Here is a 23,333-nt window from a genome sequence, read left to right as displayed (position 1 = left end):
GAGTATCGAGGAGAACACCTGATGAAGTTGGATTGGCGTAAAGTGGCCGCGCACGCGGTAGTGGCGGCATCGGCCGTGGCGGCAGGCAGCGCGATGGCTGCGGATCTGAAGGAGATCCGGTTCGGCGTCGAGGCCTCGTACGCGCCGTTCGAATACAAGACGCCCGACGGCAAGCTGACCGGCTTCGACATCGACATCGGCAACGCGGTGTGCGCGAAGCTGAAGACGAAGTGCGTGTGGGTCGAGAACGACTTCGACGGCCTGATCCCCGCACTGCAGGCGCGCAAGTTCGACGCGATCAACTCGGACATGACGATCACCGACCAGCGCAAGCACGCGATCGCGTTCACCGATCCGATCTACACGATCCCGAACCAGCTGATCGCGAAGCAGGGCAGCGGCCTGATGCCGACCCAGCAGGCACTGAAGGGCAAGCGCGTCGGCGTGCTGCAGGGCACGATCCAGGAAGCGTACGCGAAGAAGAAGTGGGCGCCGGCCGGCGTCGAAGTCGTGCCGTACCAGACGCAGGACCTGGCCTACGCCGACCTGAAGTCGGGCCGTCTCGACGCGACGTTCCAGGATTCGGAAGCGGGCTCGAAGGGCTTCCTGTCGAAGCCGCAAGGCCAGGGCTTCGGCTTCGCCGGCGGCACGGTCAGCGATGCCGAGATCCTCGGCTCGGGCGTCGGCTTCGGCCTGCGCAAGAACGACGCGGCGCTGAAGACGGCGCTCGATCAGGCGCTGAAGGAGCTGAAGGCCGACGGCACGATCGACAACCTCGCGAAGAAGTACTTCAGCGTGCCGGTCACGCTCAAGTAAGCGTTTCGATCCGTCGCACGATGCAGCCGGCCGCTTTCGCGGCCGGTTTGCGTTTGGGGCACCGCGTGTCGCACACGTGCCGGCGGGGCGGCCGCCGGTCGCGTGCCGCTTGCGTCACGCGGGGAAGAACCGCCCCAGTTCGCGCGCGAGCTCGTTGAGCACGCTCATCTCCTGCTGCGTGATCTTGCGCGCGGGCTGCGCGCCGGCCCAGTCGCCGTACAGAAGCGCGACGGTCTTCGTGCCGACGCGCACGGGCAGCAGCACGAATGCGCGCGTATCTTCCAGCGCATCGAGGTACCACGCGGGCAGGCGCTTCACCATCTTCGGCTCCTGCGCCTGCTCGATGAAGATGCCGACCGAGTTCGTGATCGCGAGGTGGAAGACATCCGGCTCGAAGCGCTCGTCGAAGCACAGCCGGTCGAGCGCCGCATCGACGCCCGGGCCGAAGCCGAGACGCGCGGCGAACCTGCCGTCGTCTCGTCGCACGAACATCACGGTGCGCGTGAACGCGAGGCCCGCGAGCAGGCTTTCCGACGCGAGCGCGAGCACCGGCGTCAGCACGTGCTCGGACGGCAGCGCGCGCAGGTCCGCGAGGCCGGCTTCGAGGCACGCCTCGGGCTCGGCCTGCGCCCGTGCGATCGCATCGGCGTTCGCGCGCAGCTCGACGATCTCGCGCATCACCGTGTCGCTCGCTTCCTCGCGCGCGAGGCGGTCGGCGATCTCGACGAGCGCGTCGGAATCGATCTCCAGCGCCGTGCCGTAGTGCTGCGCAAGTGCCGCGATGCGCGCGTCGCGCTGCGGGCTCGCGGGCATCGTGAGCGCACTGGCGAAGTCGGTCGAGCAGCGGCTCACCGCGCGCAGCCAGTGCACGCGGTCGGGGCTGTCGTCGGCCGATGCATCGGGGGCGCGGCGGCGGTCGTCGTCATCGTCATCCTCGTCGAGCCTGTCGGCGTGCGCGGCGCGACCGTCGCCGTCGGCCATCCCGGCGCGGATCACGTCGGGCAGCCGCCAGCTCGCGGCGGCCTCGAGGCCGATCTCGTCGAAGCCGACGCCCAGCACGTCGATGCACGCGGCCGCTTCGTCGCCGTTCAGCTCGGCGGCGCGGCGGCGGATCCGGTCCCATTCGCTGTCGAGATAGCAGACCACCAGCAGCTTGCCGACCTGGCGCATCAGCGTGCAGACGACGGCTTCCTCGCCGCCGCGCAGCTCCGCATGCTCGGTCAGCTTGCGGGCGACGCAGCCGGACAGCAGCGCGCGGTTCAGCTCGAGTTTCGCGTCGATGCGGCGCGGCGTGCTGTGATGGAAGTGGTCGACGAGCTTCAGCCCGACGACGAGATGGCCGACCGTGTCCATGCCGAGCACCATCAGTGCTCGCGTGACGGTCGTGATGTTGCCGCCGAATGCCATGTACATTGCGGAATTCGCGAGCCGCAGCACCTTCTGCGTGAGCGCGAAGTCCGACAGCACGACGCGCACGAGCGCGGTGAAGTCGAGGTCGTCGTTCTTCATCGCGGCCATTGTCGCGCGCAGCGATTCCGACAGCAGCGGGAAGTCGCCCCGTTCGTTCATCCGGGCCCACAGTTTGTCGAGCAGCGCCGAGCGGGACAGGTGTTCGGTGATTGACATACGGATTTGTCCGGTTCGCCGCGCGTCAGGCGGCGTGCAGGCGCAGTTGCCGTGCCTCGAAGCGCCGCGCGAGCTCCTCGGACGGCAGCGCCTGGCAGACGAGCCAGCCCTGGATATGGTTGCAGCCCATCTCGGTCAGCAGCTCGCGCTGCGCCTCGGTCTCGACGCCTTCCGCGACGAGCTCGAGCTCGAGCGTCTGCGCGAGGCCGACCACCGCCGACACGATCGCGCGATCGTTGCGCGACGTCAGCAGGTTCTCGACGAAGCTGCGGTCGATCTTCAGCTTCGCGAGCGGGAAGCGCTGCAGGTACGCGAGGCTCGAATAGCCGGTACCGAAATCGTCGATCGCGAAGCGGATGCCGAGCTCGGTCAGCTCCTCGAGCAGCACCTTCGCCTGCACGGGATCGTGCATCAGCAGGCTCTCGGTGATTTCCAGCACGATGCGGCGCGGGTCGATGCCCGTCAGCGCGATCGCCTCGCGCACGCTCTGCGTGAAGCGCGGGTCGCGGAACTGCTGCGGCGACACGTTGACCGCCACATACTGCAGCGCGAGCCCCTGGCGATCCCAGGCGACGAGCTGCATGCACGCGGCCTTGAGCACCCAGTTGCCGAGATAGTTGATCAGGCCGATCGATTCGGCGAGCGGAATGAAGGTCGCCGGCGGCACGAGGCCGTGCACCGGATGACGCCAGCGGATCAGCGCCTCGACGCCGTCCACCGCGCCGGACTGGCTGCGCGTGATCGGCTGGAAATGGAGCGAAAACTCGCCGTTGCGCACGCCGTCGTACAGGTCGGCCTCGAGCTTGAGCCGTTCCGCGTCGGCCGGGTCGCCGACCGGCTCGTGAAACGCGAGCGCATTGCCGCCCGACGCCTTTGCCTGCGCGAGCGCATGGTCGGCGCGGCGCAGCAGCGGGCTGTGGTGCTGCGCGCGATGGGGCGCCGCGCGTTCATCCGGGTACAGCGCGATGCCGATGCTCGCGGACAGGTGCACGGTCTGCCCCTGGTACGCGTAGGGTTCGCGCACCGCGGCCTGCAGCCGGCGCGCGAGCGCGTCCGCGGCGTCGCTTGCGCGCGTGCGGTCCGGTGCGGTGAACACGATCGCGAACTTGTCGCTCGCGACGCGCGCGAGTTGCTCGCCGGGCGCGACGAGCGCCTGCAGCCGCTGCGCGGTGTCGCGCAGCAGCGTGTCGCCGGCGTCGTAGCCGAGTGCGCGATTGATGCGCTGGTAGTCGTCGAGGTCGAGCAGCAGCAGCGCCGCGCACGTGCCGCTCTCGTCGGCGGCCTCCTGCGCGCGCATCAGCGCGGGCACGAGCGCGGACAGGTTGTCGAGCCCCGTCATCGGGTCGTGATGCATCTCGTACGTCAGGCGGGCTTCGAGCGCGCGCCAGGCCGACACGTCGAACGCCGCGATCGCGAAGCCGTCGACGCCGTGGTGGCGGCTCTTGAACGCGCGGATCTCGACGTCGAGCGGGTAGGTGAGCGACTTCACGATGCACATCGTCGCCTTCTCGACCTGGCCGGAACGCGCGGCGCGCGCAAGCAGGCCTTCGAGCGCCGCGGTATCCTGTTCCGCGATCAGGTCGCGCAGCGTCAGCGTGTGCAGGTAGTCGCGGTGATAACCGATGAAGCGCAGGCTCGCGTCGGATACGTACAGAAAGCGCAGCTCGCGGTCGACATGGGCGAGGAAATCCACCGTGCCGACCGTCTGTTCCAGCCAGTTGCGCACGGTGTCGTCGCGTCGCGGCGTGCCGGCGCGCGCAGGCATCAGCGCGCCGCCCGACCAGGCGAAGCGGCGCAGCGTATGCAAGGCATTGCGCCAGGAGCCCTTGCGTGGCGTCTGTTTCCTGTTGGCTTCCATGTGTCTCGCTGACGTGAAGGGCTGGAACCGGTTGTCCGGAAGGAATAACGGCAGGCGGCGCGGAATCTTTAACCGGCCGGCGGCGGCTGGCGCTGCCGCTCGACCGGGTTGTGCACACCGGTGTTCGACAGGCGAACGCCGGTGTGGCCTACATCGAGGCTGACTTTATAAGAAATGAGGACGCAGATGAAGCGAAAACTGTTGGCGGGCGCCGCGGCGGCGCTGCTGGTGCCCAGTCATGCGCGGGTCGCGCAGGCGGAACTGAAGCCGGGCGACACGGCGCCCGGCTTTACGACGCAGGCGTCGCTGGGCGGCAAGACTTACACGTACTCGCTCGCCGATGCGCTGAAGCGCGGGCCGGTCGTGCTGTACTTCTACCCGGCCGCGTTCACGAAGGGTTGCACCATCGAGGCGCATGCGTTCGCGGATGCGGTCGATCGTTACAAGGCTTACGGTGCGACGGTGATCGGCGTATCCGCCGACAACATCGACACGCTGACCCGGTTCTCGGTGAGCGAGTGCCGCAGCAAGTTCCCGGTCGCGGCCGATCCGGACGCGAAGATCATCCGCGAATACGACGCGAAGCTGCCCGCGCTCGATCGCGCGAACCGCGTGTCCTATGTGATTTCGCCGGAAGGGAAGGTGCTGTACGAGTACACGAGCCTGTCGCCCGACAAGCACGTCGAGAACACCCTCGGCGCGGTGAAGGCGTGGGCCGACGCGCATCCGAAGCAGTAAGCCGCGGGCAGCAAGCCTGCTGCAAAGCGGCCCGCATCGCGGGCCGCGGGCACGGACGCAACGCGCCGCCCGGCGGCGGCGCGGGCATGCATTACGCGCGCAATGCCTGTTCGATCGGCACGCTGCCGCCGACGAAGCCGACGACCTTGCGCGAGATGCCCAGCTTGATCGCCTCGATCGCGGCCCATGCGACATCCTGGCGCGACACCGGCGGCGCCGCGTCGAGCGGCGCCTCGGTCAGCGCGATCTTGCCGACGCCCGGGCCGTCCGCGAGCGGGCCGGGGCGCAGGATCACGTAGTCGATGCCCGACGCGATCACGTGCTCGTCGCCTTCGCGCTTCATCTGCGAGTAGTGGCGCAGCGCGTCGCCGCTGCGCTCCGGCCAGTACGCGGTCAGCGAACTGATCACGACCAGCTTCTGCACGTTGTAGGCGAGCGCATGCTCGGCCGCGCGCGCGACCGCGTCGCGGTCGATCTGCTCCTCTTCGGCGGGGCCTTCCGATTCCGCCGAGCCGGCCGCGTAGATCACGTGCGTGATGCCCTGGAACGCGTGCGAGAAATCGCCCGTCAGATCGGCCTCGACGACCTTCGCGCCCGGCAGCGCATAGCCGTGCCGGCGTACCAGCGCAGTCACCTCGAATTCCGGCTGCTCGAGCAGCAGATCCGCGCAGGCCCGGCCCGTGCGGCCGGTCGCGCCAATCAGCAATACCTTCGTCGTCATGAAACCGCTCCTTGCTCGATGCGTCATCCTTCCAGATAGGGACGGACGACCGATACTCAAGTGTATGTCGATTTGGGCCGGCGGCGCGCGGGCAATTGGGGCTGTACCGTCCGAGGCGTGCCGGCGCGGCCGTGCCGGGCCCCGTCGGCACGCCGCCGCGCGCATGGATTGCGGGATCGACCCGCCGACCGGCTATCATGTGCGCGATGCATTTTTCGCCGCCACGCAATACAACGCGGCGGCCAACCGGTTGGAGTACACATGGCATTACCCCTGGACAACGTCAGCATGGCCGTGTTCTGCGACTTCGAGAACGTCGCGCTCGGCGTGCGCGACGCGAAGTACGAGAAATTCGACATCACGCCCGTGCTGGAGCGGCTGCTGCTGAAGGGCAGCATCGTCGTGAAGAAGGCGTATTGCGACTGGGAGCGCTACAAGGGCTTCAAGGCGTCGATGCACGAGGCGAGCTTCGAGCTGATCGAGATTCCGCACGTGCGCCAGTCGGGCAAGAACTCGGCCGACATCCGGCTCGTGGTGGACGCGCTCGATCTCTGCTACACGAAGTCGCACGTCGATACGTTCGTGATCATCAGCGGCGACTCGGATTTTTCGCCGCTCGTGTCGAAGCTGCGCGAGAACGCGAAGAAGGTGATCGGGGTCGGCGTGAAGAAGTCGACGTCGGACCTGCTGGTCGCGAACTGCGACGAATTCATCTTCTACGACGACCTGGTGCGCGAGCAGCAGCGCACGCTGGCCAAGCGCGAACAGCAGCGCACGGGCAACGGCGGCGCGAAGCGCCCCGACGAGCCGTCGCGCAAGCCGGAGCTGGAAGCGCGCCGCAGCGAGGCGATCGCGCTCGCGGTCGAGACCTTCGACGCGCTCGCGTCCGAGCGCGACGACGTCGGCAAGATCTGGGCGTCGGTGCTCAAGAGCGCGATCAAGCGCCGCAAGCCGGACTTCAACGAGTCGTATTACGGCTTCCGCGCGTTCGGCAACCTGCTCGACGAAGCGCAGGCGCGCGGCCTGCTCGAAGTGGGGCGCGACGACAAGTCGGGCGCGTTCGTGTCGCGGCCGCGCCAGCCGGTTGCGGCGGAGCCGGTGGCGGCGGCACGGGATACGGGCGGCGCGCACCATGGTCATGGCGGGCGTCATGCGGAGGCTGCGCCGGCCAGGCGCGAGCCGCGGCGTCGCGGGCAGCAGGCGGCCGCGGCCGCGCAGGAAGGCATGCAGGTCGACGTGGAAGAGACGACCGTTGCCGATGTCATGAGCGAAGCGGCGATCGTGCCGGCAGCGACGGCCGAAGCCGCCGAAGCGGCCGACACGCACGGTGACGCGAAGGACGGCCGCAAGCGCGCGCGCAAGAGCGCGGCGAAGAAGACCGGCGCGAAGAAGGGCGCCGGTGCGAAGGCGGCTGGCCGCCACGCGGCGGCGCAGCCGGACGATGCGGTGCACGGCGGCGCGAAGCAGGGTGGCGGCAAGCACGCGGAAGGCAAGCACGCCGAAGCGGCGCATCGCGACGCGGAGTACGGCGACGACCGGCACGTCGCAGCGCAGCACGCGGCGCCGACGGCCGGCGAGTACGGTGCTTCGGCGGTTGTCGCGCAGCCATCGCACGAAACGGCACCGGCCGCACCGGTTGCCGAATCGACCGGCGAATCGACCGGCGAAGCAGCGGGTGACGCGGCGACCGCCGCCAAGCCGAAGAAACCGGCCCGCAAGACGGCCCCCCGCGCCCGCCGTCCGCGCAAGACGGCGCCCGCCGCCGAGTAACGGCTTCAGGGCCGAGCGGCGTCCGACCGAGGGCGCCGCCCGCGTCACCCCGTCGGCCGGTGCAACACCGGCCGGCGCGTCCCGCTATCCGTTCAGCACGTACGGTTGCGTCATCACTTCGAGGAAGTGACCGTCAGGATCGTCGAAATACACACCGCGCCCGCCGTTGTGGCGGTAGATGTCACCGGCCTGCCGCTTCGCCGGATCGGCCCAGTGCGGCAGCCCGCGCTCGCGAATGCGCGCATACACGCGATCGAAGCCGGCTTCGTCGGTCAGGAACGCGTAATGCTGGGCCGTGATCTCTCCCTCTTTTTCGTAGAAATCGAGCGACACGCCGTTGTCGAGCGGGACCACCAGCATCGGGCCGAACGGCGTCGGCGCCGGCAGTTCCAGAAGCTCGGTGAGGAAGCGGCTCGACGCGTGCTTGTCGCGGCACCAGACGATCGTATGATTCAGCTGGACGTTCATGGCGGGTCCCCGGGAAGGGGCGCGAGGGTGGGCATGGACACACGATAGTCGATCGCCGCCGGCGTGCAAGCACGTCGAGCGGCCGCGTGATGCGGCCGCTTGCCGCCGTTATCCGCTTACTCGCCGGCCACCGCCGCCCCGCCCGAATTGTCGCGGCGGTTGCGGCGCTTCTCGGCCCACACGCGCAGCCGGTCCATGTACAGATAGACGACCGGCGTCGTATAGAGCGTCAGCATCTGCGACATGATCAGGCCGCCGGCGATCGCGATCCCGAGCGGCGCGCGCAGCTCGGCGCCGTCGCCGTGGCCGAACGCGAGCGGCAGCGCGCCGAGGAGTGCCGCCATCGTCGTCATCATGATCGGCCGGAAGCGCAGCAGGCAGGCCTCGTGGATCGCATCGAACGACGACTTGCGGCCGTTGCGCGTCTGGTCGATCGCGAAGTCGACCATCATGATCGCGTTCTTCTTCACGATGCCGATCAGCAGGATCACGCCGATCAGCGCGATGATGCTGAACTCGGTCTTGAACAGCAGCAGCGCGAGCAGGGCGCCGACGCCGGCCGACGGCAGCGTCGACAGGATCGTGATCGGGTGGATGTAGCTCTCGTACAGGATCCCGAGCACGATGTAGACGGCCAGCAGCGCCGCGAGGATCAGGATCGGCTGGTTGTTCAGCGATTGCTGGAACGCCTGCGCGGTGCCCTGGAAGCTGCCGACGATCGTCGGCGGCACGCCGATCTGCGCCATCGTCTGGTAGATCACCTGGGTCGCCTGCGACAGCGACACGCCCGGCGGCAGGTTGAACGAGATCGTCGTCGCGACGAACAGGCCCTGGTGGTTGACCGACAGCGGCGTCGTGCTCGGGCCGAAGGTCGCGATCGCGGACAGCGGGATCATCGTCGATTTCGACGTCGACACCGCCGCGCCCGACGACGCGCTCGACTTGCCGCTCGACGCGATCGAGTTCAGCGCCTGGTTGCGCGCGGAATCGGACGCGATCGCCGCGGCGCTGGTGGCGGCCGTGCCGGCGCTGGACGTGCCGGCCGAGGTCGCGACGAAGGTGCCGGCCGCCGCGTTGGTCGTCTGCGAGCCGTTCGCGCTGCCGCCCGACGTGCTGATCCACACCTGGTTCAGCATCTCCGGGCTCTGCCAGTATTTCGGCGCGACTTCCATCACGACGTGGTACTGGTTCAGCGGGTTGTAGATCGTCGAGACCTGGCGCTGGCCGAACGCGTCGTACAGCGTGTTGTCGATCTGCGCGGGCTTGATGCCGAGCCGCGCGGCGGTCGCGCGGTCGATCGTCACCATCGCCTCGAGGCCGCCTTGCTGCTGGTCGGAGTTCACGTCGGTGAGCTCGGCACGCTTCTGCAGCGCCTCGGTCAGCAGCGGCCCCCACTTGTACAGCTCGGCGCTCGAATCGCCGAGCAGCGTGAACTGGTACTGCGCGTTGCTCTGCCGGCCGCCGACGCGGATGTCCTGCGCAGCCTGCAGGAACGTGCGCGCGCCTGCAACGTCGGCCAGCGGCTTGCGCAGCTGCTGGATCACCTGGTCGGCCGACAGCTTGCGCTCGGTGCGGTCCTTCAGCGTGACGAACATGAAGCCCGAGTTGGTCTGGGCGCCGCCCGTGAAGCCCGCGGCGCTCTGCACGTTCGGGTTGCTCTGCACGATCCGCATCATCTCGGAAAACTTCAGCTTCATCGCCTGGAACGACGTCGACTGGTCGGCCTGGATACCGCCGATCATCAGCCCGGTGTCCTGCTGCGGAAAGAAGCCCTTCGGCACGATGATGTACAGATAGACGTTCAGCCCGATCGTCGCGAACAGGATCAGCAGGACCAGCAGCGGACGACGCAGCGCCCACGACAGCGAGCGCTCGTAGCCGCGCTGCAGCCGCGCGAAGAAGCGCTCGAGGAAGCGCCCGAGGCGGCCTTCCTCCTGCACGTCGTGCGGCTCGCGCAGCAGGCGCGCGCACATCATCGGCGTGACCGTGAGCGATACCGCGAGCGACACGGCGATCGCGAGCGACAGCGTCAGCGCGAATTCGCGGAACAGGCGTCCGACGATGCCGCCCATCAGCAGGATCGGCAGGAACACCGCGACGAGCGAAATGCTCATCGACAGCACCGTGAAGCCGACCTCGCGCGCGCCGTCGAACGCGGCCTGCAACCTTGGCTTGCCGTTCTCGATGTGGCGCGTGATGTTCTCGAGCACGACGATCGCATCGTCGACGACGAAGCCGGTCGCGACGATCAGCGCCATCAGCGACAGGTTGTCGATCGAGAAGCCGAGCAGGTACATCGCGCCGAACGTGCCGATGATCGAGATCGGCACCGCGACGCTCGGGATCAATGTCGCGCGCCAGTTGCGCAGGAACAGGAACACGACCATCACGACCAGGCTGACCGCGATCAGCAGCGTGTGCTCGGTGTCCTTCAGCGACGCGCGGATCGTCGTCGAACGGTCGAGCACCGGCGTGACCGTGATGTCGGCAGGCAGCGACGCGGTGAGCTGCGGCAGTGCCGCACGCACGCGGTCGATCGTCTCGATGATGTTCGCGCCGGGCGAGCGGTACAGGATCACGAGCACCGCGCGCTTGCCGTTCGACAAGCCGAGGTTGCGCAGGTCCTCGACGCCGTCGACGACTTCGGACAGGTCGGCCAGCCGCACGGCCGCGCCGTTGCGGTAGGCGACGACCAGGTCGCGGTATTGCGACGCCTGCGAGGCCTGGTCGTTCGTATAGAGCTGGTAGTGCTTCGGGCCGAACTCGATCGCACCCTTCGGGCTGTTCGCGTTCGCCGACGCGAGCGCGGCCCGCACGTCCTCGAGGCCGATTCCGTAGTGGAACAGCGCATGCGGTTCGAGCTCGACGCGCACGGCCGGGTTCGCGGAGCCGCTCAGCGACACCTGGCCGATCCCGTCGATCTGCGACAGCGACTGCTGCAGCACCGTCGACGCGGCGTCGTACAGCTTCGCGGGCGACGACGTATCCGACGTGAGCGACACGATCATGATCGGCGAGTCGGCCGGATTGACCTTGCGGTACGTCGGGTTGCTCTTCAGCGACGCGGGCAGGTCGGCGCGCGCCGCGTTGATCGCGGCCTGCACGTCGCGCGCGGCGCCGTCGATGTCGCGGTTCAGCCCGAACTGCAGGATGATCCGCGCGTTGCCGACCGTGCTGGTCGACGTCATTTCGCTGACGTCGGCGATCGAGCCGAGGTGCCGCTCGAGCGGGCTCGTCACGCTGGTCGCGACGGTCTCGGGGCTCGCGCCGGGCAGCGACGCCTGCACCGAGATGGTCGGGAAGTCGACCTGCGGCAGCGGCGACACCGGCAGCTTGATGAACGCGAACAGGCCCGCGAGCGCGACGCCGAGCGCGAGCAGCGTCGTCGCGACGGGGCGGGTGATGAAGGGGCGCGACAGGTTCAACGCTTACGCCCCCGTGTGCTTGCCGGCGTGGGGGCCGTGCCGCTCGAACCAGCCGCGCACGCGGCGCGCGAGGCTGTCGAAGCCGAGGTAGATCACCGGCGTCGTGAACAGCGTCAGCACCTGCGACACGATCAGGCCGCCCGCGATCGCGATCCCGAGCGGCTGGCGCAGCTCGGAACCCGCGCCGGCGCCGACGATCAGCGGCACCGCGCCGAGCAGCGCGGCGAGCGTCGTCATCAGGATCGGCCTGAAACGCAGCAGGCATGCCTGGTAGATCGCCTCGCGCGGCGGCTTGCCTTCGACCCGTTCGGCCTCGAGCGCGAAGTCGATCATCATGATCGCGTTCTTCTTCACGATGCCGATCAGCAGCACGATCCCGATGATCCCGATGATGTCGAGGTCATGCCCCGTGATCATCAGCGCGAGCAGCGCGCCGACGCCGGCCGACGGCAGCGTCGACAGGATCGTGATCGGGTGGATGTAGCTCTCGTACAGCACGCCGAGCACGATGTACATCGTGACGACCGCCGCGAGGATCAGGAACAGCTGGTTCGACAGCGATGCCTGGAACGCGAGCGCCGCGCCCTGGAAGCGCGTCTGGAACGAGGCGGGCAGGCCGATGTCCTTCTCGGCGGCGCCGATCGCCTTCACGGCCTCGCCGAGCGACGCGCCCGGCGCGAGGTTGAACGAGATCGTCGTCGACGGGAACTGCGACAGGTGCGCGACGAGCAGCGGCGACGGCCGTTCGTGGAACGACGCGATCGACGACAGCGGCACCTGGCCGCCGCCCGCGGACGGCAGGTAGATGTCGTTCAGCGATTCGGCGTAATGCTGCTCCTTCGGCGCCGACTCGAGAATCACGCGGTACTGGTTCGACTGCGTGAAGATGGTCGACACGATGCGCTGGCCGAATGCGTCGTACAGCGCGTTGTCGACGGTCGCCGGCGTGATGCCGAAGCGCGCGGCGCTCGCGCGGTCGATCTCGACGTAGACCGACTGGCCGTTGCTCTGCAGGTCGGTCGCGACGTCGGCGAGCGACGGCTCCTTCTGCAGCCGCGTGACGAGCTTCGGCACCCAGGTCGCGAATTCGTCCGGGTTCGGGCTCGTCAGCATGAACTGGTACTGCGTCGGGCTCACGGTCGAGTCGATCGTCAGGTCCTGCACCGACTGCATGAACAGCGTGATGCCGGTCACGTTCGCGACGCGCTGCTGCAGGTCGCGGATGATTTGGGCGGACGACTCGGCGCGTGCGTCGCGCGCCTTCAGGTTGATCAGCATCCGGCCGCTGTTCAGCGTGATGTTGCTGCCGTCGACACCGATGAACGACGTCAGGCTCGCGACGTTCGGATCCTTCAGGATCTCGGCCGCGAGCGCCTGCTGGCGTTCGGCCATCGCGCCGTACGAGATCGACTGCGGCGCCTGCGTGATCGCCTGGATCACGCCGGTATCCTGCGCGGGGAAGAAGCCCTTCGGCACGTAGACGTAGAGCAGGGCGGTCAGCGCGAGCGTCAGCAGCGCGACGACGAGCGTCGAGCGCCGGCGGTTCAGCACCCATTCGAGCGCGACCGCGTAGCGCGCGATCACCCGGTCGATCGTCTGGTGCACGCGTGCCTCGAAGCGGTGGCTCTCGGGCGGCGGCGAATGGCGCAGGAGCTTCGCGCACATCATCGGCACGAGCGTGAGCGACACGATCGCCGAGATCACGATCGTCACCGCGAGCGTGATCGCGAATTCGTGGAACAGCCGGCCGACCACGTCGCCCATGAACAGCAGCGGGATCAGCACGGCGATCAGCGACACCGTCAGCGAGATGATCGTGAAGCCGATCTGCCTCGAGCCCTTCAGCGCGGCATCGAGCCCCGAATCGCCTTCCTCGACGTAGCGCGCGATGTTCTCGATCATCACGATCGCGTCGTCGACGACGAAACCGGTCGCGATGGTGAGCGCCATCAGCGACAGGTTGTTCAGCGAGAAGCCGGCCAGGTACATCACCGCGAGCGTGCCGACCAGCGACAGCGGCACCGACAGGCTCGGGATGATCGTCGCGTAGATGTTCGCGAGGAACAGGTACATCACCAGCACGACCAGCGCGACCGCGAGCAGCAGTTCGAACTGCACGTCGCGCACGGCCGCGCGGATCATCGTCGTGCGGTCGGTGACGATCTGCACGTCGAGCGCGGCGGGCAGCGTCTCCTGCAGCTTCGGCAGTTGCGCCTTGATCGCGTCGACGGTCGCGATCACGTTCGCGCCCGGCTGGCGCTGCACGTTCAGGATGATCGCGGGCGCCGAATTCACCCACGCGCCGAGCTTGGTGTTCTCCGAGCCGGAGACGACCTTCGCGACGTCGGTCAGCATCACCGGGCGGCCGCTCTTGTACGCGACGACCGCGTCGTTGTACTGGTCGGCGCTGGTGAGCTGGTCGTTCGCGTTGATCGTGTACGCCCGCGTCGGGCCGTCGAAGTTGCCCTTCGGCGTGTTGACGTTCAGGTTCGAGATCGTCGTGCGCAGGTCGTCGAGGTTCATCCCGTACTGCGCGAGCGCGGTCGGGTTCGCCTGGATCCGCACGGCCGGCCGGTTGCCGCCCGACAGGCTGACGAGGCCGACGCCCGCGATCTGCGAGATCTTCATCGCGAGGCGCGTGTCGGTCAGGTCCTGCACCTGCGTGAGCGGCAAGGTCTTCGACGTGATCGCGAGCGTCAGCACCGGCGCGTCGGCCGGATTGACCTTCGCGTAGATCGGCGGAGCCGGGAGGTCGGACGGCAGCAGGTTGCCGGCCGCGTTGATCGCGGCCTGCACTTCCTGTTCGGCGATGTCGAGCGGCAGGTCGAGCGAGAACTGCAGCGTGATCACCGACGCGCCGGCCGAGCTTTGCGACGACATCTGGTTCAGCGACGGCATCTGGCCGAACTGCCGCTCCAGCGGCGCGGTGACCGACGACGTCATGACTTCCGGGCTCGCGCCCGGATAGAAGGTCTGGACCTGGATCGTCGGGTAGTCGACTTCGGGCAGCGCGGCGAGCGGCAGGAAGCGCAGCGCGACGAGACCGGCCAGCATGATCGCCGCCATCAGGAGAGCGGTGCCGACCGGCCGGAGAATGAAGAGGCGGGATGGATTCATCGAGCGGTCCGCGCGTTACTGGGCCGCGGGGGCCGCTGCCTGCGACGCGCCGTGCTGGTGTCCGCCGCGGTGGCCGGCCGCACCCGAGGCGCCCGAGGCGCCGGACGCCGCACCGGCGCCGTGCGCGCCCGACGCGCCTTTCGGCTTGTCGGCCGGGATCGAGATCTTCGCGCCTTCGCGCAGCCGGTCGGAGCCGTCGGTGACCACGCGCTCGCCGAGCGCGACGCCGCTGACGATGCTGGTGCGCTCGCCGTCGACCGGGCCGATCGTGACCTTGCGCACCGTGACCGTGTTGTCGGGCTTCACGATGTACACGAACTGGCCGATCGAGCCCGTCAGCACGGCGGCCGTCGGCACGATCGTCGCATTGCGCAGCACGTCGACGAGCAGCCGCGTGTTGACGAACTGATTCGGGAACAGCAGGCCTTCCTTGTTATCGAACGTCGCGCGCAGCTTGATCGTGCCGGTGCTCGTGTCGATCTGGTTGTCGAGCGTCTGGAGCGAACCCGTCTCGAGCGGCACCGTGTTGTTGCGGTTGTATGCGGTGACCGACAGTGTCCGGCCCGCGTTCACCTGCTTGACGATCTGCGGCAGGTTGTCTTCCGACGTCGTGAAGATCACGCTCATCGGCTGCAGCTGCGTGATCACGACGATCCCGTTCGTGTCGCCCGCCGTCACGTAGTTGCCGGGGTCGACCTGGCGCAGGCCGACGCGGCCCGACACCGGCGCCGTGATGCGCGCGTACGTGAGGTTCAGTTTCGCGGAATCGATCGCCGCCTGGTCGGTCTTCACCGTTCCTTCGTATTGCTTGACGAGCGACGCCTGCGTGTCGACCGTCTGCGACGCGATCGAGTCCTGCGACAGCAGCGTCTGGTAGCGCTTCAGGTCGATGCGGGCCGTCGCGAGCAGCGCCGCGTCGCGCGCATGCGTGCCTTCGGCATTGTCGAGCGCCACCTGGTACGGGCGCGGGTCGATCTGCGCGAGCAGGTCGCCCTTCCTGACGATCTGGCCTTCCTGGAACGCGACGGACTGCAGGTAGCCCGACAGCTGCGTCTTCACCGTCACGCTCGCGAGCGGCGTCACGGTGCCGAGCGCGGACAGCACGATCGGCATCTCGCCTTGCGTGGCGGCCGCGACCGATACGGGCTGCGGAACGTTCGCCATGGCGGCGGGGCCGCCGCGGCCGCGATGGCCGCCGCCGGCGCTCGCGCCGGAGGCCGCGCTGCCTGCCGCCGCCGCATCGGCCTGCGCACGGTTCCATGGGTGCCACCACAGCAGGCCGCCGATGACGATGACCGCGAGCGTCCCGATCACCAGCGTGCGGCGCGGGCGGCGCGCGGCGGGGGAGGCGGGATCCTTCGAAGGGGGCGTGGGCTTGTGTTGGTTGTCCATCGTGTTGTGTCAGGAAGGCGGCGCGGCGGGCCGGGAAACGGAAGTGGAGCGGCGCGTGGGCATGCGGTGCCGGGAGGGCCGGCTCGGTCCGGGCCCTTCCGGTCCGCGCGGGAAAAGAGCGGTGCGCACCGCGAAGGCGGCGCGACGATGGGCATGATCCTACGTCCCGCCCCCGTTACAGTCCAGCGGACTATCTTTCAACGGGTTACGGTCGTTACAGAACGCGACGGGACGATGACGGATCGATTACACGGCGCTGCGCCGGGCCGGCGCCCCGCCGATCTCGCGGGTGATTTTCGCGATGCATTCGTGCAGCGCGGGCACCACGTGTTCCTGCAGCCATTCGGGCGGGCACTGGCTGGATGCGCCGCCGCAGTTCACCGAGTAGCGCTGGCCCGACGGACCGACGAACCCGGCCGCGACCGCGTTCAGCCCCTCGCGCCATTCGCCGATCGCGATCGCATGGCCGGCGCGCATCGCGTCCTCGAGGCCGGGGTTCAGGCGCGCCGACACGTGCGGCCAGTCGTCGCCGGCCGTCGCGCGCAGCGCGTCGAGCAGCGTGCGGCGCTCGTCGTCCTCCAGCGCCGCGAGATACGCGCGGCCGACCGCGGTGCGCGCGATGTCCATCCGCGAGCCGATCTCGAGGCGCGTGACGAGCACGGCCGAGCGCGGCCGGATCACGTCGATCGCGACCATGTCGAGCCGGTCGCGCACCGCGAGGTGCACCGACAGCGACGTGCGCTCGGCGAGCTCGATCATGAACGGCCGCGAGCGCGCGCGGATGTCGAAGTTGCGCAGGAAGCCGTGGCTCAGCTCCAGCACCGACGCGGTCAGCACGAAGCGCTCGCTGTCGGGCAGCTGGAACAGGAAGCCGGCGCTGACGAGCGTCGCCGTGATGCGCGACACGGTCGGTTTCGGGATGCCCGTCAATTCGGTCAGCTCGCGGTTGCTGACCGGGGCGTCGGCGGCCGCGATGCGGCGCAGCACGGCGAGGCCGCGCGCGAGCGCGGTGATCTCGTCCGGCGACGATTCGCGGTCTCGGGGCGCGGGAGGCGTTACAGATGTCGACACGAGGGGTTCTCTCTATTTCCGAAACTCGATTTCAGTTTTGTTGGTATTGTAGGATGATTGTCAAAAGATGCATGTTCCGTGGGTGAATCGTTCATTGGATGATATTTTACGGGTTCACCCTTGGTTTATTGGGAAAGCGCTCAAATGAGCCTTGCCGGAAAGTGCGGGAAACGGTGCAAATACCGCTTGACTTGTCGGGCGGAAACAGAAAGAATGTCTCACGTTTTCGAAACATCGTTTCAGGAGTTTAACCGGCAACGGTGTTTCGCGCAGTCTCTCAGGTTCTAGCACGGCCCTCGGAATGGCTAGAACTTTTTTAGCGCCACGGTCTCCGTGGCGCTTTTTTTTGCCCGTCTATCGGCGCACATCAAAGTCTGCAGCAACTAGGAAGAGGGGTTTCAGAGACATCAAAGTATGCAGCATCGGGGAAAAGTATGGTTCAGCGCACCATTTCGAGTGCGTTTGGCTAGACTTGTACCTGCGCATCTGCGCAGCAATCAATGACAGTCCAACCCCGACCCATCAGCATGTCGAGTTCCCCATGCCCAAACGCATCCTTCCGCATCGCCAAGCACAGCAGATGGGTCGGGCGAGTCATGGCGACGTAATGTAGCCTGAGCCGCCCGAGCATTCGCGTGCCCTCAGGGACCTGCCGGCCCCTGGCGTTTGTCGAAAAGCCGCCCGACTTCGTGCCCAGCAACCATGGCTTGAGTTCGCTTAGATGATGCGCGTGGTAGAAACTGTCGAGGACGAGCGTCGCCGTGTGCGTTTCGCCCTTCACCGCATGGATCGAGCTCAGCCGAATGTGTACCTGCGGTGCGTCGGGCGGATAAGCAAACAAATTATCGGTGCGCGCGGCGATTGCGGCTTCGCCCTCAGCTACGGCCTGAGCCTGCGGCGGTGCTAAGAAGGTGGCAACATCCTCGCCGAGCACCTCTGCACCGCTCAGTTGCCGGATCACCGCCTCGATACGGGCTTGTGCTGCCGCTGCACAGACCGCAGGGGTGATATCGCCTTGGTGCGTCAGGATGATCTCTTGCAATGCGAGATATTCGCCTCTTGCGTCGCTGTCGCCAAGCATCTCGACCAGCCGGCGATGAGGCGATTTCCGTGCGCTCGCCCCATACGGGGCACCGGCAAGCTCGCTTGCAGCGAGGAGCGCCGCGGCCACGGCGTTGATAAGCCTGTCCGTGTTTCCGCTGCCAGCCATCTCAAAACGAGCCCGCGCAAGGTATTGTGCGAAGCTGCTCGGCGTGGACTCCTTCCGAGCGCATGCCGGGTCATAACTGGGCACATAGTGTCCCATCGCTCGCGGGATGCGATCGTCGTCTCCGGGCTCGTGAACCCCGGCCACTGCAGTGAACACTCCGTTTTTCAGCACAGTTGCGTCGAAGCTATCCAGCAGATGCTGGCCGTAGCGCTCCAGCACTCTCTGGACCGACCCGTCATCGAAAAGGAAGATTGCCGACGCCTTAGGATCGGCGCTGAGGTGTTCCGGTGGACCAGCGCCGATTAGCGCATGCGGCGTAACCCCCAATCCCTTTACTTGATCCGCAAGATTCTGACCAAAACGATAGCTGCGTGGCATCGGATGTACAACGGCGCCTGGAAACTGGTCCGTCGTGGCGCCACTCTGGCTGGTGCTTCCGTAGATGGCCTGGTTGGAGTCGCCGAAACGCTGACGGCGCGACGGCGCGTCGCCGCTGCAAAAGATGCGGTGCAGCAGCGCCGATTGTGCCTCACTGTTGTCCTGCGCCTCGTCGATGAATACCAGCGGAAAGCGCCGACGTAGCATTGGAATCGTCTCAGGATCCCGATCAAGCAATTCGCAGGCCCATACGAACATTTCGTCGAAGCAGAAATATCCCTGTTCGCTCGACTGGCGACGCGCATCGATGATCGCTTGATATGTAGGCGTCTGCGGTCCGAAATGGCCTGTCTTGCCCCCGCCATAGTCAGTCTGGTCGTAAATCAGGCAGGTCTCGCTCAGATTTGCCTGCTGCAAAGCCCAGCGCCGATTCGCGGGTAACAGGCTCCAGCGCTTTGCAAGCGCAATCCTTGTATCGATGCAGCGCACTTCGACTCCTTTCGACCGGAGCCAAGGCAGCGCGAGATACTCGTTCACAAACGCGTGGATCGTGCCGACGAAGTGCGGGTAGCGCGTCAACGAGACACCAGCCGCCGAACTGCTGAGCTTCGCGCTGATTTCGTTGCGCGCGGCGTTGGTATGCGATAGCACGCAGATGCCCTGCTGACGGCTTGGCCAGCGCATCGCCAGCACTGCGAGTTTTGCGACCAGCAAAGTCGTCTTGCCACTTCCCGGGCATGCCTCGAAGTCGATTGTGTCGAGTCGCAGCATTGCTCGGAGTCGGCTGTCATCACCCTCGACAGCCGCAAATCCGGCCGGACCAAGCCCCATCAATACTGCTGCCCAGGTAACGTCTTCCTCTCGGATTAGATCGTCGTACATCACTCAGGCCCCCGGTGCCGGCGCCATTACTGGCGCGCCCGGCTCTCCGGCCGCGCCGCCTTCGAGCGGCGGTGCGAACGGCCCGGTGACATGCTCGATAGCCGCAACGATGTAGGGTGGCAGCAATGCGCGCAAGCTATTGGCATCAAGGTTATTGTCCGTAACCTCCTTTTCCAGCAGTTCGGCAAGATATTGCGCGCCGATCGCCTTTGAGCCCCCATCATCCTCAAACAGCGCATAGACATGTGAAGCGAGCGTCGACGGATCATGACCCGCATCGATCAGCGCTTGATAGGCTGCATCAGCGGCGGCGAGGATGACGGCCTGATCGGCAGTGCCGGCAGTGAGGCGGTCATTGGCTAGCGCCAGCGTCCCTGCACGGTAGACGTGCTTGCTGAGACCATGGAATGCGAGGTCAAATTCAAGCGTCCATTCGTCAGCGACGAACGTCTCGACCTTTTGGCCTGAGGCCTTCTCCCTGCGTTCGGCTCGCCGCTGTTCGAGCTGTTCGCCCGGAAAATCGTCCTTAATCCGCCATTGCCGCTTTGAGGGAGGTCTTAGAGGGATCGGTTGCCCGTCCTCCAGCTTGCCGACGATCCAGGGCGCATTGTTGGGCATCACGTCCATGTCGGTGATGCAGGCGACGGGAATGTTAACGACCCCATCCTTCTCAACGTCTTCGCGCATGAATACGCGCGCGTATCGGCCGAGCCCAACACCGCCGACATTAACCACGGAGACACCGTGATGGTGGAAATCGCGGTCAAGTAACCTCGCTATGACGGGCAGGAGGATGTTCTCGGCATCCCCCTCGACGATCATCACTGCGCGCGCGAAGAATAAGTTTGCCTTGGTCACATCGAGGAAGCGCTCGAGAAATCGATAGTCTGATGCGCTGAGCTTGGTCTTTCCCTCACACAGAGGGAAAGCGCGTCCGCCTTCAATCAGTACGAGCCTGTCGAGTTGTAGGTCCGAAGCGAGATTGGCACTATGCGTTGTAACGATGATCTGGATGCGCTGTCCATCGGCACGCGTCTTCTTTGCCTGTGCCTGCAGGAACGACATAAGTTGCAACTGCCGCTGCGGATGGAGATGCGCCTCGGGCTCTTCGATCAGCAGCAACGGGAATCCGTCGCTTTCAGTAGCGAGAAGCAGGAGCTCGCACGCCATGAACAGCAGGTTGTTTGAGCCGAGTCCACGACTGTGCGCGCTTTCGGCGTCAGACGACGCGGTCAGTACGAGCTCAAGCTTCTCAAGCAACTGCCGCAATCTGAGGCTGTCCTCCTGCGCGCCTGCTACGCCGATCCGCGCATTTAGCATATCGTTGGCGAACGAGAGGGGCTTCAGGTACTCATCATTGAGCCGCTTTCGAGCCTGCCTAATGCCTTCGCTCTCCCCAAGCAGATGAGTCGCATAGTCGCCGAGGCCCAACACACTCAACGTCGTCGGGTCGGGTGGCGGATCGGCAAGCTTGTCGAAAGGGTTTCCTGTGTCGCGGATTTCCGTGGTGTGCTGGAGGATCTGCGACAGTCGCGATCCTCGCCCAGAGCTCATGGCCCGCTCGGCGTCGCGCAACGGCCGCAGATACGTCGCCGTCAGCAGCGATCGTGCCCCCAGATCGAGCAAGGGGCCGTCTCCCTTGGCACCCGTGCGCCACTCAGGCGGAAGCACCCGGCGTGAGCTGCCTTCCTTGGTGTTGCGTTTCGCAACCCAGGTCACGATCAGCACGGTATTGACCACCCCGGCTACCGTTTCATACGTGAGGAACTCGGCAAACGCGCCTCGATCAGCGGTGGTGAGGCCTCTGAAAGTCAGACGGATGATAATTTCGTTGGCACTTGGACCACCGGGGACGGGCTGATGAAAATCAAGTGGATCCACCCGCAGCACGTCCTGGTCACGCGTGCCGACCACCAAACGTAGCGCGTCGATGACCGCTGTCTTACCGGCATCGTTCTCGCCGACCAATGCGGTAAGTCCCGGGGACAGTGGTAGCACGAGCGCATTGTTATTGGCACCAAACAGGCGGAAGTTCTCGATTCGAATTTCTGCGATATACACAGTGACGCCCCTGCCGCGTAGAGTCCTACCGATAGGCTATTCCAATGACACATGCGAGAGACTGAAAATTTCTCGGAAATTCTAACCGATCATTGGGGATGCAATAGGCCGGAATAGAATTTCAGGTGTGTCTACCAAACGGTAATCCCCCGCTTTTGACGCGAGTCAAAAGTAGAGTTTCTGTTGCGGCCATGAGCAGCTGTTTCGGCGCCATGCCGGGCCGTTCATGATCGGCTTCGTCAAGGGAACGGGGCAGAGCGCGACGCCTGGGCTGCTGTTTCTCGCGGCGCTGCTCGTCGTGTCGTTCCTGATGACGTTCTTCATTCGCGTTCACGAACAGCCGGCCGCCGACACGCCGTCGAACGTGGTGAACCAGACCCATTGACACGATGACGCGCAATCCGGCGGCGAGCCGGGACATATAACCGAAGGAGGAGATCGATTGATGAGGAAGCTTTCATTTTGCTTTGTTGTACTGAATTCAATGCCGGCAATCGCACTGGCGCAAAGCAGCGTGACGTTGTACGGGATCATCGACAGCGGCATCAATTACACCAGCAATGTGCAGACGGCGCGAACGGCGGCCGGCCCGGTCGGCGGTCATCAGGTCGCGATGATCGAAGGCGGGTCGGCCGGCCTGCAGGGGAGCCGCTGGGGGCTCAAGGGCAGTGAGGATCTCGGCGGCGGTCTCAAGGCGCTGTTCGTGCTGGAGAGCGGTTTCTACAGCAACAACGGCGTGCTGAACCAGGGCGGCGCGATGTTCGGGCGGCAGGCGTATGTCGGCCTGAGCCATCCGGTCGGCACGGTCACGCTCGGGCGCCAGTACGATCCTGTCGTCGATTTTTACGGGCCGTTCCTCGCCGCGCCGCAGTGGGGCGGCTACATGACCTCGCATCCGGGCGACCTCGACAACGCGTTGAACACGCGACGCATCAACAATTCGATCAAGTTCCGCAGTGCCAGCTACCGCGGGCTGACGGTCGAAGCGTTGATGAATCTCGGCGGCACCGCCGGGTCGTTCTCGACCAACTGGATCTGGGGCGCCGGCGCGTCGTATGCGGCGGGGCCGTTTTCGATCGGCGCAGGCTACCTGAACGTCCGCAACCCGAACACGTCGTTCTTCGGCGCGAATCCGAATGCCGGTCCGGCTACGAGCAACAACCTCGGCAGCGCCGGCAGCGCGAGTGCGCCGGAGAGCAACCCCGTGTTCGCCGGCTACGCGTCCGCGAACCGGCTCGAAATCGCCGGCGTCGGAGCGGGCGTGACGCTGGCCGCCCTCAGCGTCAACCTCGCGTATTCGAATACGCGCTTCGAGGGGCTGGGCTCCGCGTCGGGGCCGAATGCGCTGCGTTACGCAGGCACCGCGGCATTCAACAACGTCGAGATCAACGCGAAATACCAGTTCACGCCGTCGTTGCAGGCGGGTGTCGCCTACGACTACACGAGAAACGGCGGTGCCGGTGGCAAGGGCGGCGCGAACTACAACCTGTTCAGCGCGGGTGTCGATTATTTCCTGTCGAAGCGTACCGACGTTTATACGGTTGCCGTGTTCGAGAAGGCGAGCGGGACGGATTCGCTCGGGCAGCCAGCGGTTGCGCAGATCACCGGATTGACACCGTCCGCGACTGACAAGCAGGTTTCGCTTCGGGTTGGGGTACGGCATAAGTTCTGAGCGAGCAGTGGCGGGCGCCGGGTGTAGCTGCGGCAATCGTACTGATTGTAGGTGGGAGGCATACGCACCAGGCCGTGGTCACGGAATCGGGCATCGCTTCTTCGCAACGTGCCTAGTGCGACGGAGGG

General features: G+C 66.3%; 15 protein-coding genes. 5 read left to right on the top strand and 10 right to left on the bottom strand.

The window, feature by feature from the left end; translation table 11 throughout:
• Positions 1-21: 21 nt before the first annotated feature.
• Entirely contained in the window at positions 22-816 is a 795-nt protein-coding gene (locus tag DIE22_RS29840) for an ABC transporter substrate-binding protein (protein WP_124501484.1), read from the top strand.
• 114 nt (positions 817-930) lie between these two features.
• Here the strand turns inward: DIE22_RS29840 and DIE22_RS29835 are convergent, their stop codons facing one another.
• Together DIE22_RS29835 and cdpA are read right to left on the bottom strand one after the other, a co-directional pair.
• The gene (locus DIE22_RS29835; protein WP_124501483.1) at positions 931-2,442 is read right to left on the bottom strand and encodes an HDOD domain-containing protein; all 1,512 of its coding nucleotides are present in this window, start codon (positions 2,440-2,442) and stop codon (positions 931-933) included.
• Positions 2,443-2,467: 25 nt separating this feature from the next.
• A complete protein-coding gene (gene cdpA / locus DIE22_RS29830; RefSeq protein ID WP_221622410.1) occupies positions 2,468-4,207 on the bottom strand; it encodes a putative bifunctional diguanylate cyclase/phosphodiesterase in 1,740 nt (579 codons plus the stop codon).
• A gap of 279 nt (positions 4,208-4,486) precedes the next feature.
• Here cdpA and DIE22_RS29825 point away from each other — a divergent pair, with 279 nt between their 5' ends.
• A complete protein-coding gene (locus DIE22_RS29825; protein WP_124606674.1) occupies positions 4,487-5,038 on the top strand; it encodes a peroxiredoxin in 552 nt (183 codons plus the stop codon).
• A 91-nt stretch (positions 5,039-5,129) separates the two neighbouring features.
• Here the strand turns inward: DIE22_RS29825 and DIE22_RS29820 are convergent, their stop codons facing one another.
• Positions 5,130-5,759, bottom strand: coding sequence for an SDR family oxidoreductase (locus DIE22_RS29820; protein ID WP_124501480.1), 630 nt, complete (start codon positions 5,757-5,759; stop codon positions 5,130-5,132).
• Positions 5,760-6,020: 261 nt separating this feature from the next.
• On the opposite strand from DIE22_RS29820, the gene DIE22_RS29815 reads away from it, so the two are divergent.
• Positions 6,021-7,529: an NYN domain-containing protein gene (locus DIE22_RS29815; protein ID WP_124606673.1), complete on the top strand. Its 1,509-nt coding sequence runs from the start codon at positions 6,021-6,023 to the stop codon at positions 7,527-7,529.
• Positions 7,530-7,613: 84 nt separating this feature from the next.
• Here DIE22_RS29815 and DIE22_RS29810 read toward each other — a convergent pair whose 3' ends face one another.
• From DIE22_RS29810 to DIE22_RS29780, 7 genes are all read right to left on the bottom strand, one after another.
• Positions 7,614-7,997, bottom strand: a complete 384-nt coding sequence (locus DIE22_RS29810) for a VOC family protein (RefSeq protein WP_409364663.1) — start codon at positions 7,995-7,997, stop codon at positions 7,614-7,616.
• A gap of 116 nt (positions 7,998-8,113) precedes the next feature.
• Positions 8,114-11,422 (bottom strand): efflux RND transporter permease subunit, encoded by a 3,309-nt coding sequence (locus DIE22_RS29805; protein ID WP_124606672.1) that lies wholly within the window; start codon positions 11,420-11,422, stop codon positions 8,114-8,116.
• A 3-nt stretch (positions 11,423-11,425) separates the two neighbouring features.
• Positions 11,426-14,539 (bottom strand): MdtB/MuxB family multidrug efflux RND transporter permease subunit, encoded by a 3,114-nt coding sequence (locus tag DIE22_RS29800; RefSeq protein WP_124606671.1) that lies wholly within the window; start codon positions 14,537-14,539, stop codon positions 11,426-11,428.
• 15 nt (positions 14,540-14,554) lie between these two features.
• On the bottom strand, positions 14,555-15,931 hold the full coding sequence (locus tag DIE22_RS29795) for an MdtA/MuxA family multidrug efflux RND transporter periplasmic adaptor subunit (RefSeq protein ID WP_124501475.1): 1,377 nt from the start codon (positions 15,929-15,931) through the stop codon (positions 14,555-14,557).
• Between the two features lie 246 nt (positions 15,932-16,177).
• Entirely contained in the window at positions 16,178-17,002 is an 825-nt protein-coding gene (locus DIE22_RS29790) for an IclR family transcriptional regulator (RefSeq protein ID WP_124501474.1), read from the bottom strand.
• A 466-nt stretch (positions 17,003-17,468) separates the two neighbouring features.
• A complete protein-coding gene (locus DIE22_RS29785; RefSeq protein ID WP_221623904.1) occupies positions 17,469-19,361 on the bottom strand; it encodes a UvrD-helicase domain-containing protein in 1,893 nt (630 codons plus the stop codon).
• A 114-nt stretch (positions 19,362-19,475) separates the two neighbouring features.
• Positions 19,476-21,533 (bottom strand): ATP-dependent endonuclease, encoded by a 2,058-nt coding sequence (locus DIE22_RS29780; RefSeq protein ID WP_124606669.1) that lies wholly within the window; start codon positions 21,531-21,533, stop codon positions 19,476-19,478.
• 226 nt (positions 21,534-21,759) lie between these two features.
• Between DIE22_RS29780 and DIE22_RS29775 the strand changes: the two genes are divergently transcribed.
• Both DIE22_RS29775 and DIE22_RS29770 read left to right on the top strand, forming a co-directional pair.
• Entirely contained in the window at positions 21,760-21,918 is a 159-nt protein-coding gene (locus DIE22_RS29775) for a hypothetical protein (protein ID WP_260426796.1), read from the top strand.
• Positions 21,919-21,978: 60 nt separating this feature from the next.
• Entirely contained in the window at positions 21,979-23,205 is a 1,227-nt protein-coding gene (locus DIE22_RS29770) for a porin (protein ID WP_124606668.1), read from the top strand.
• The last annotated feature ends 128 nt before the right edge of the window (positions 23,206-23,333 follow it).

This window comes from Burkholderia sp. Bp9142, from assembly GCF_003853415.1.
Lineage (GTDB): Bacteria > Pseudomonadota > Gammaproteobacteria > Burkholderiales > Burkholderiaceae > Burkholderia.
Note: the sequence above shows the minus strand (reverse complement) of the source record. Positions and strands in the feature narration are given on the sequence as shown.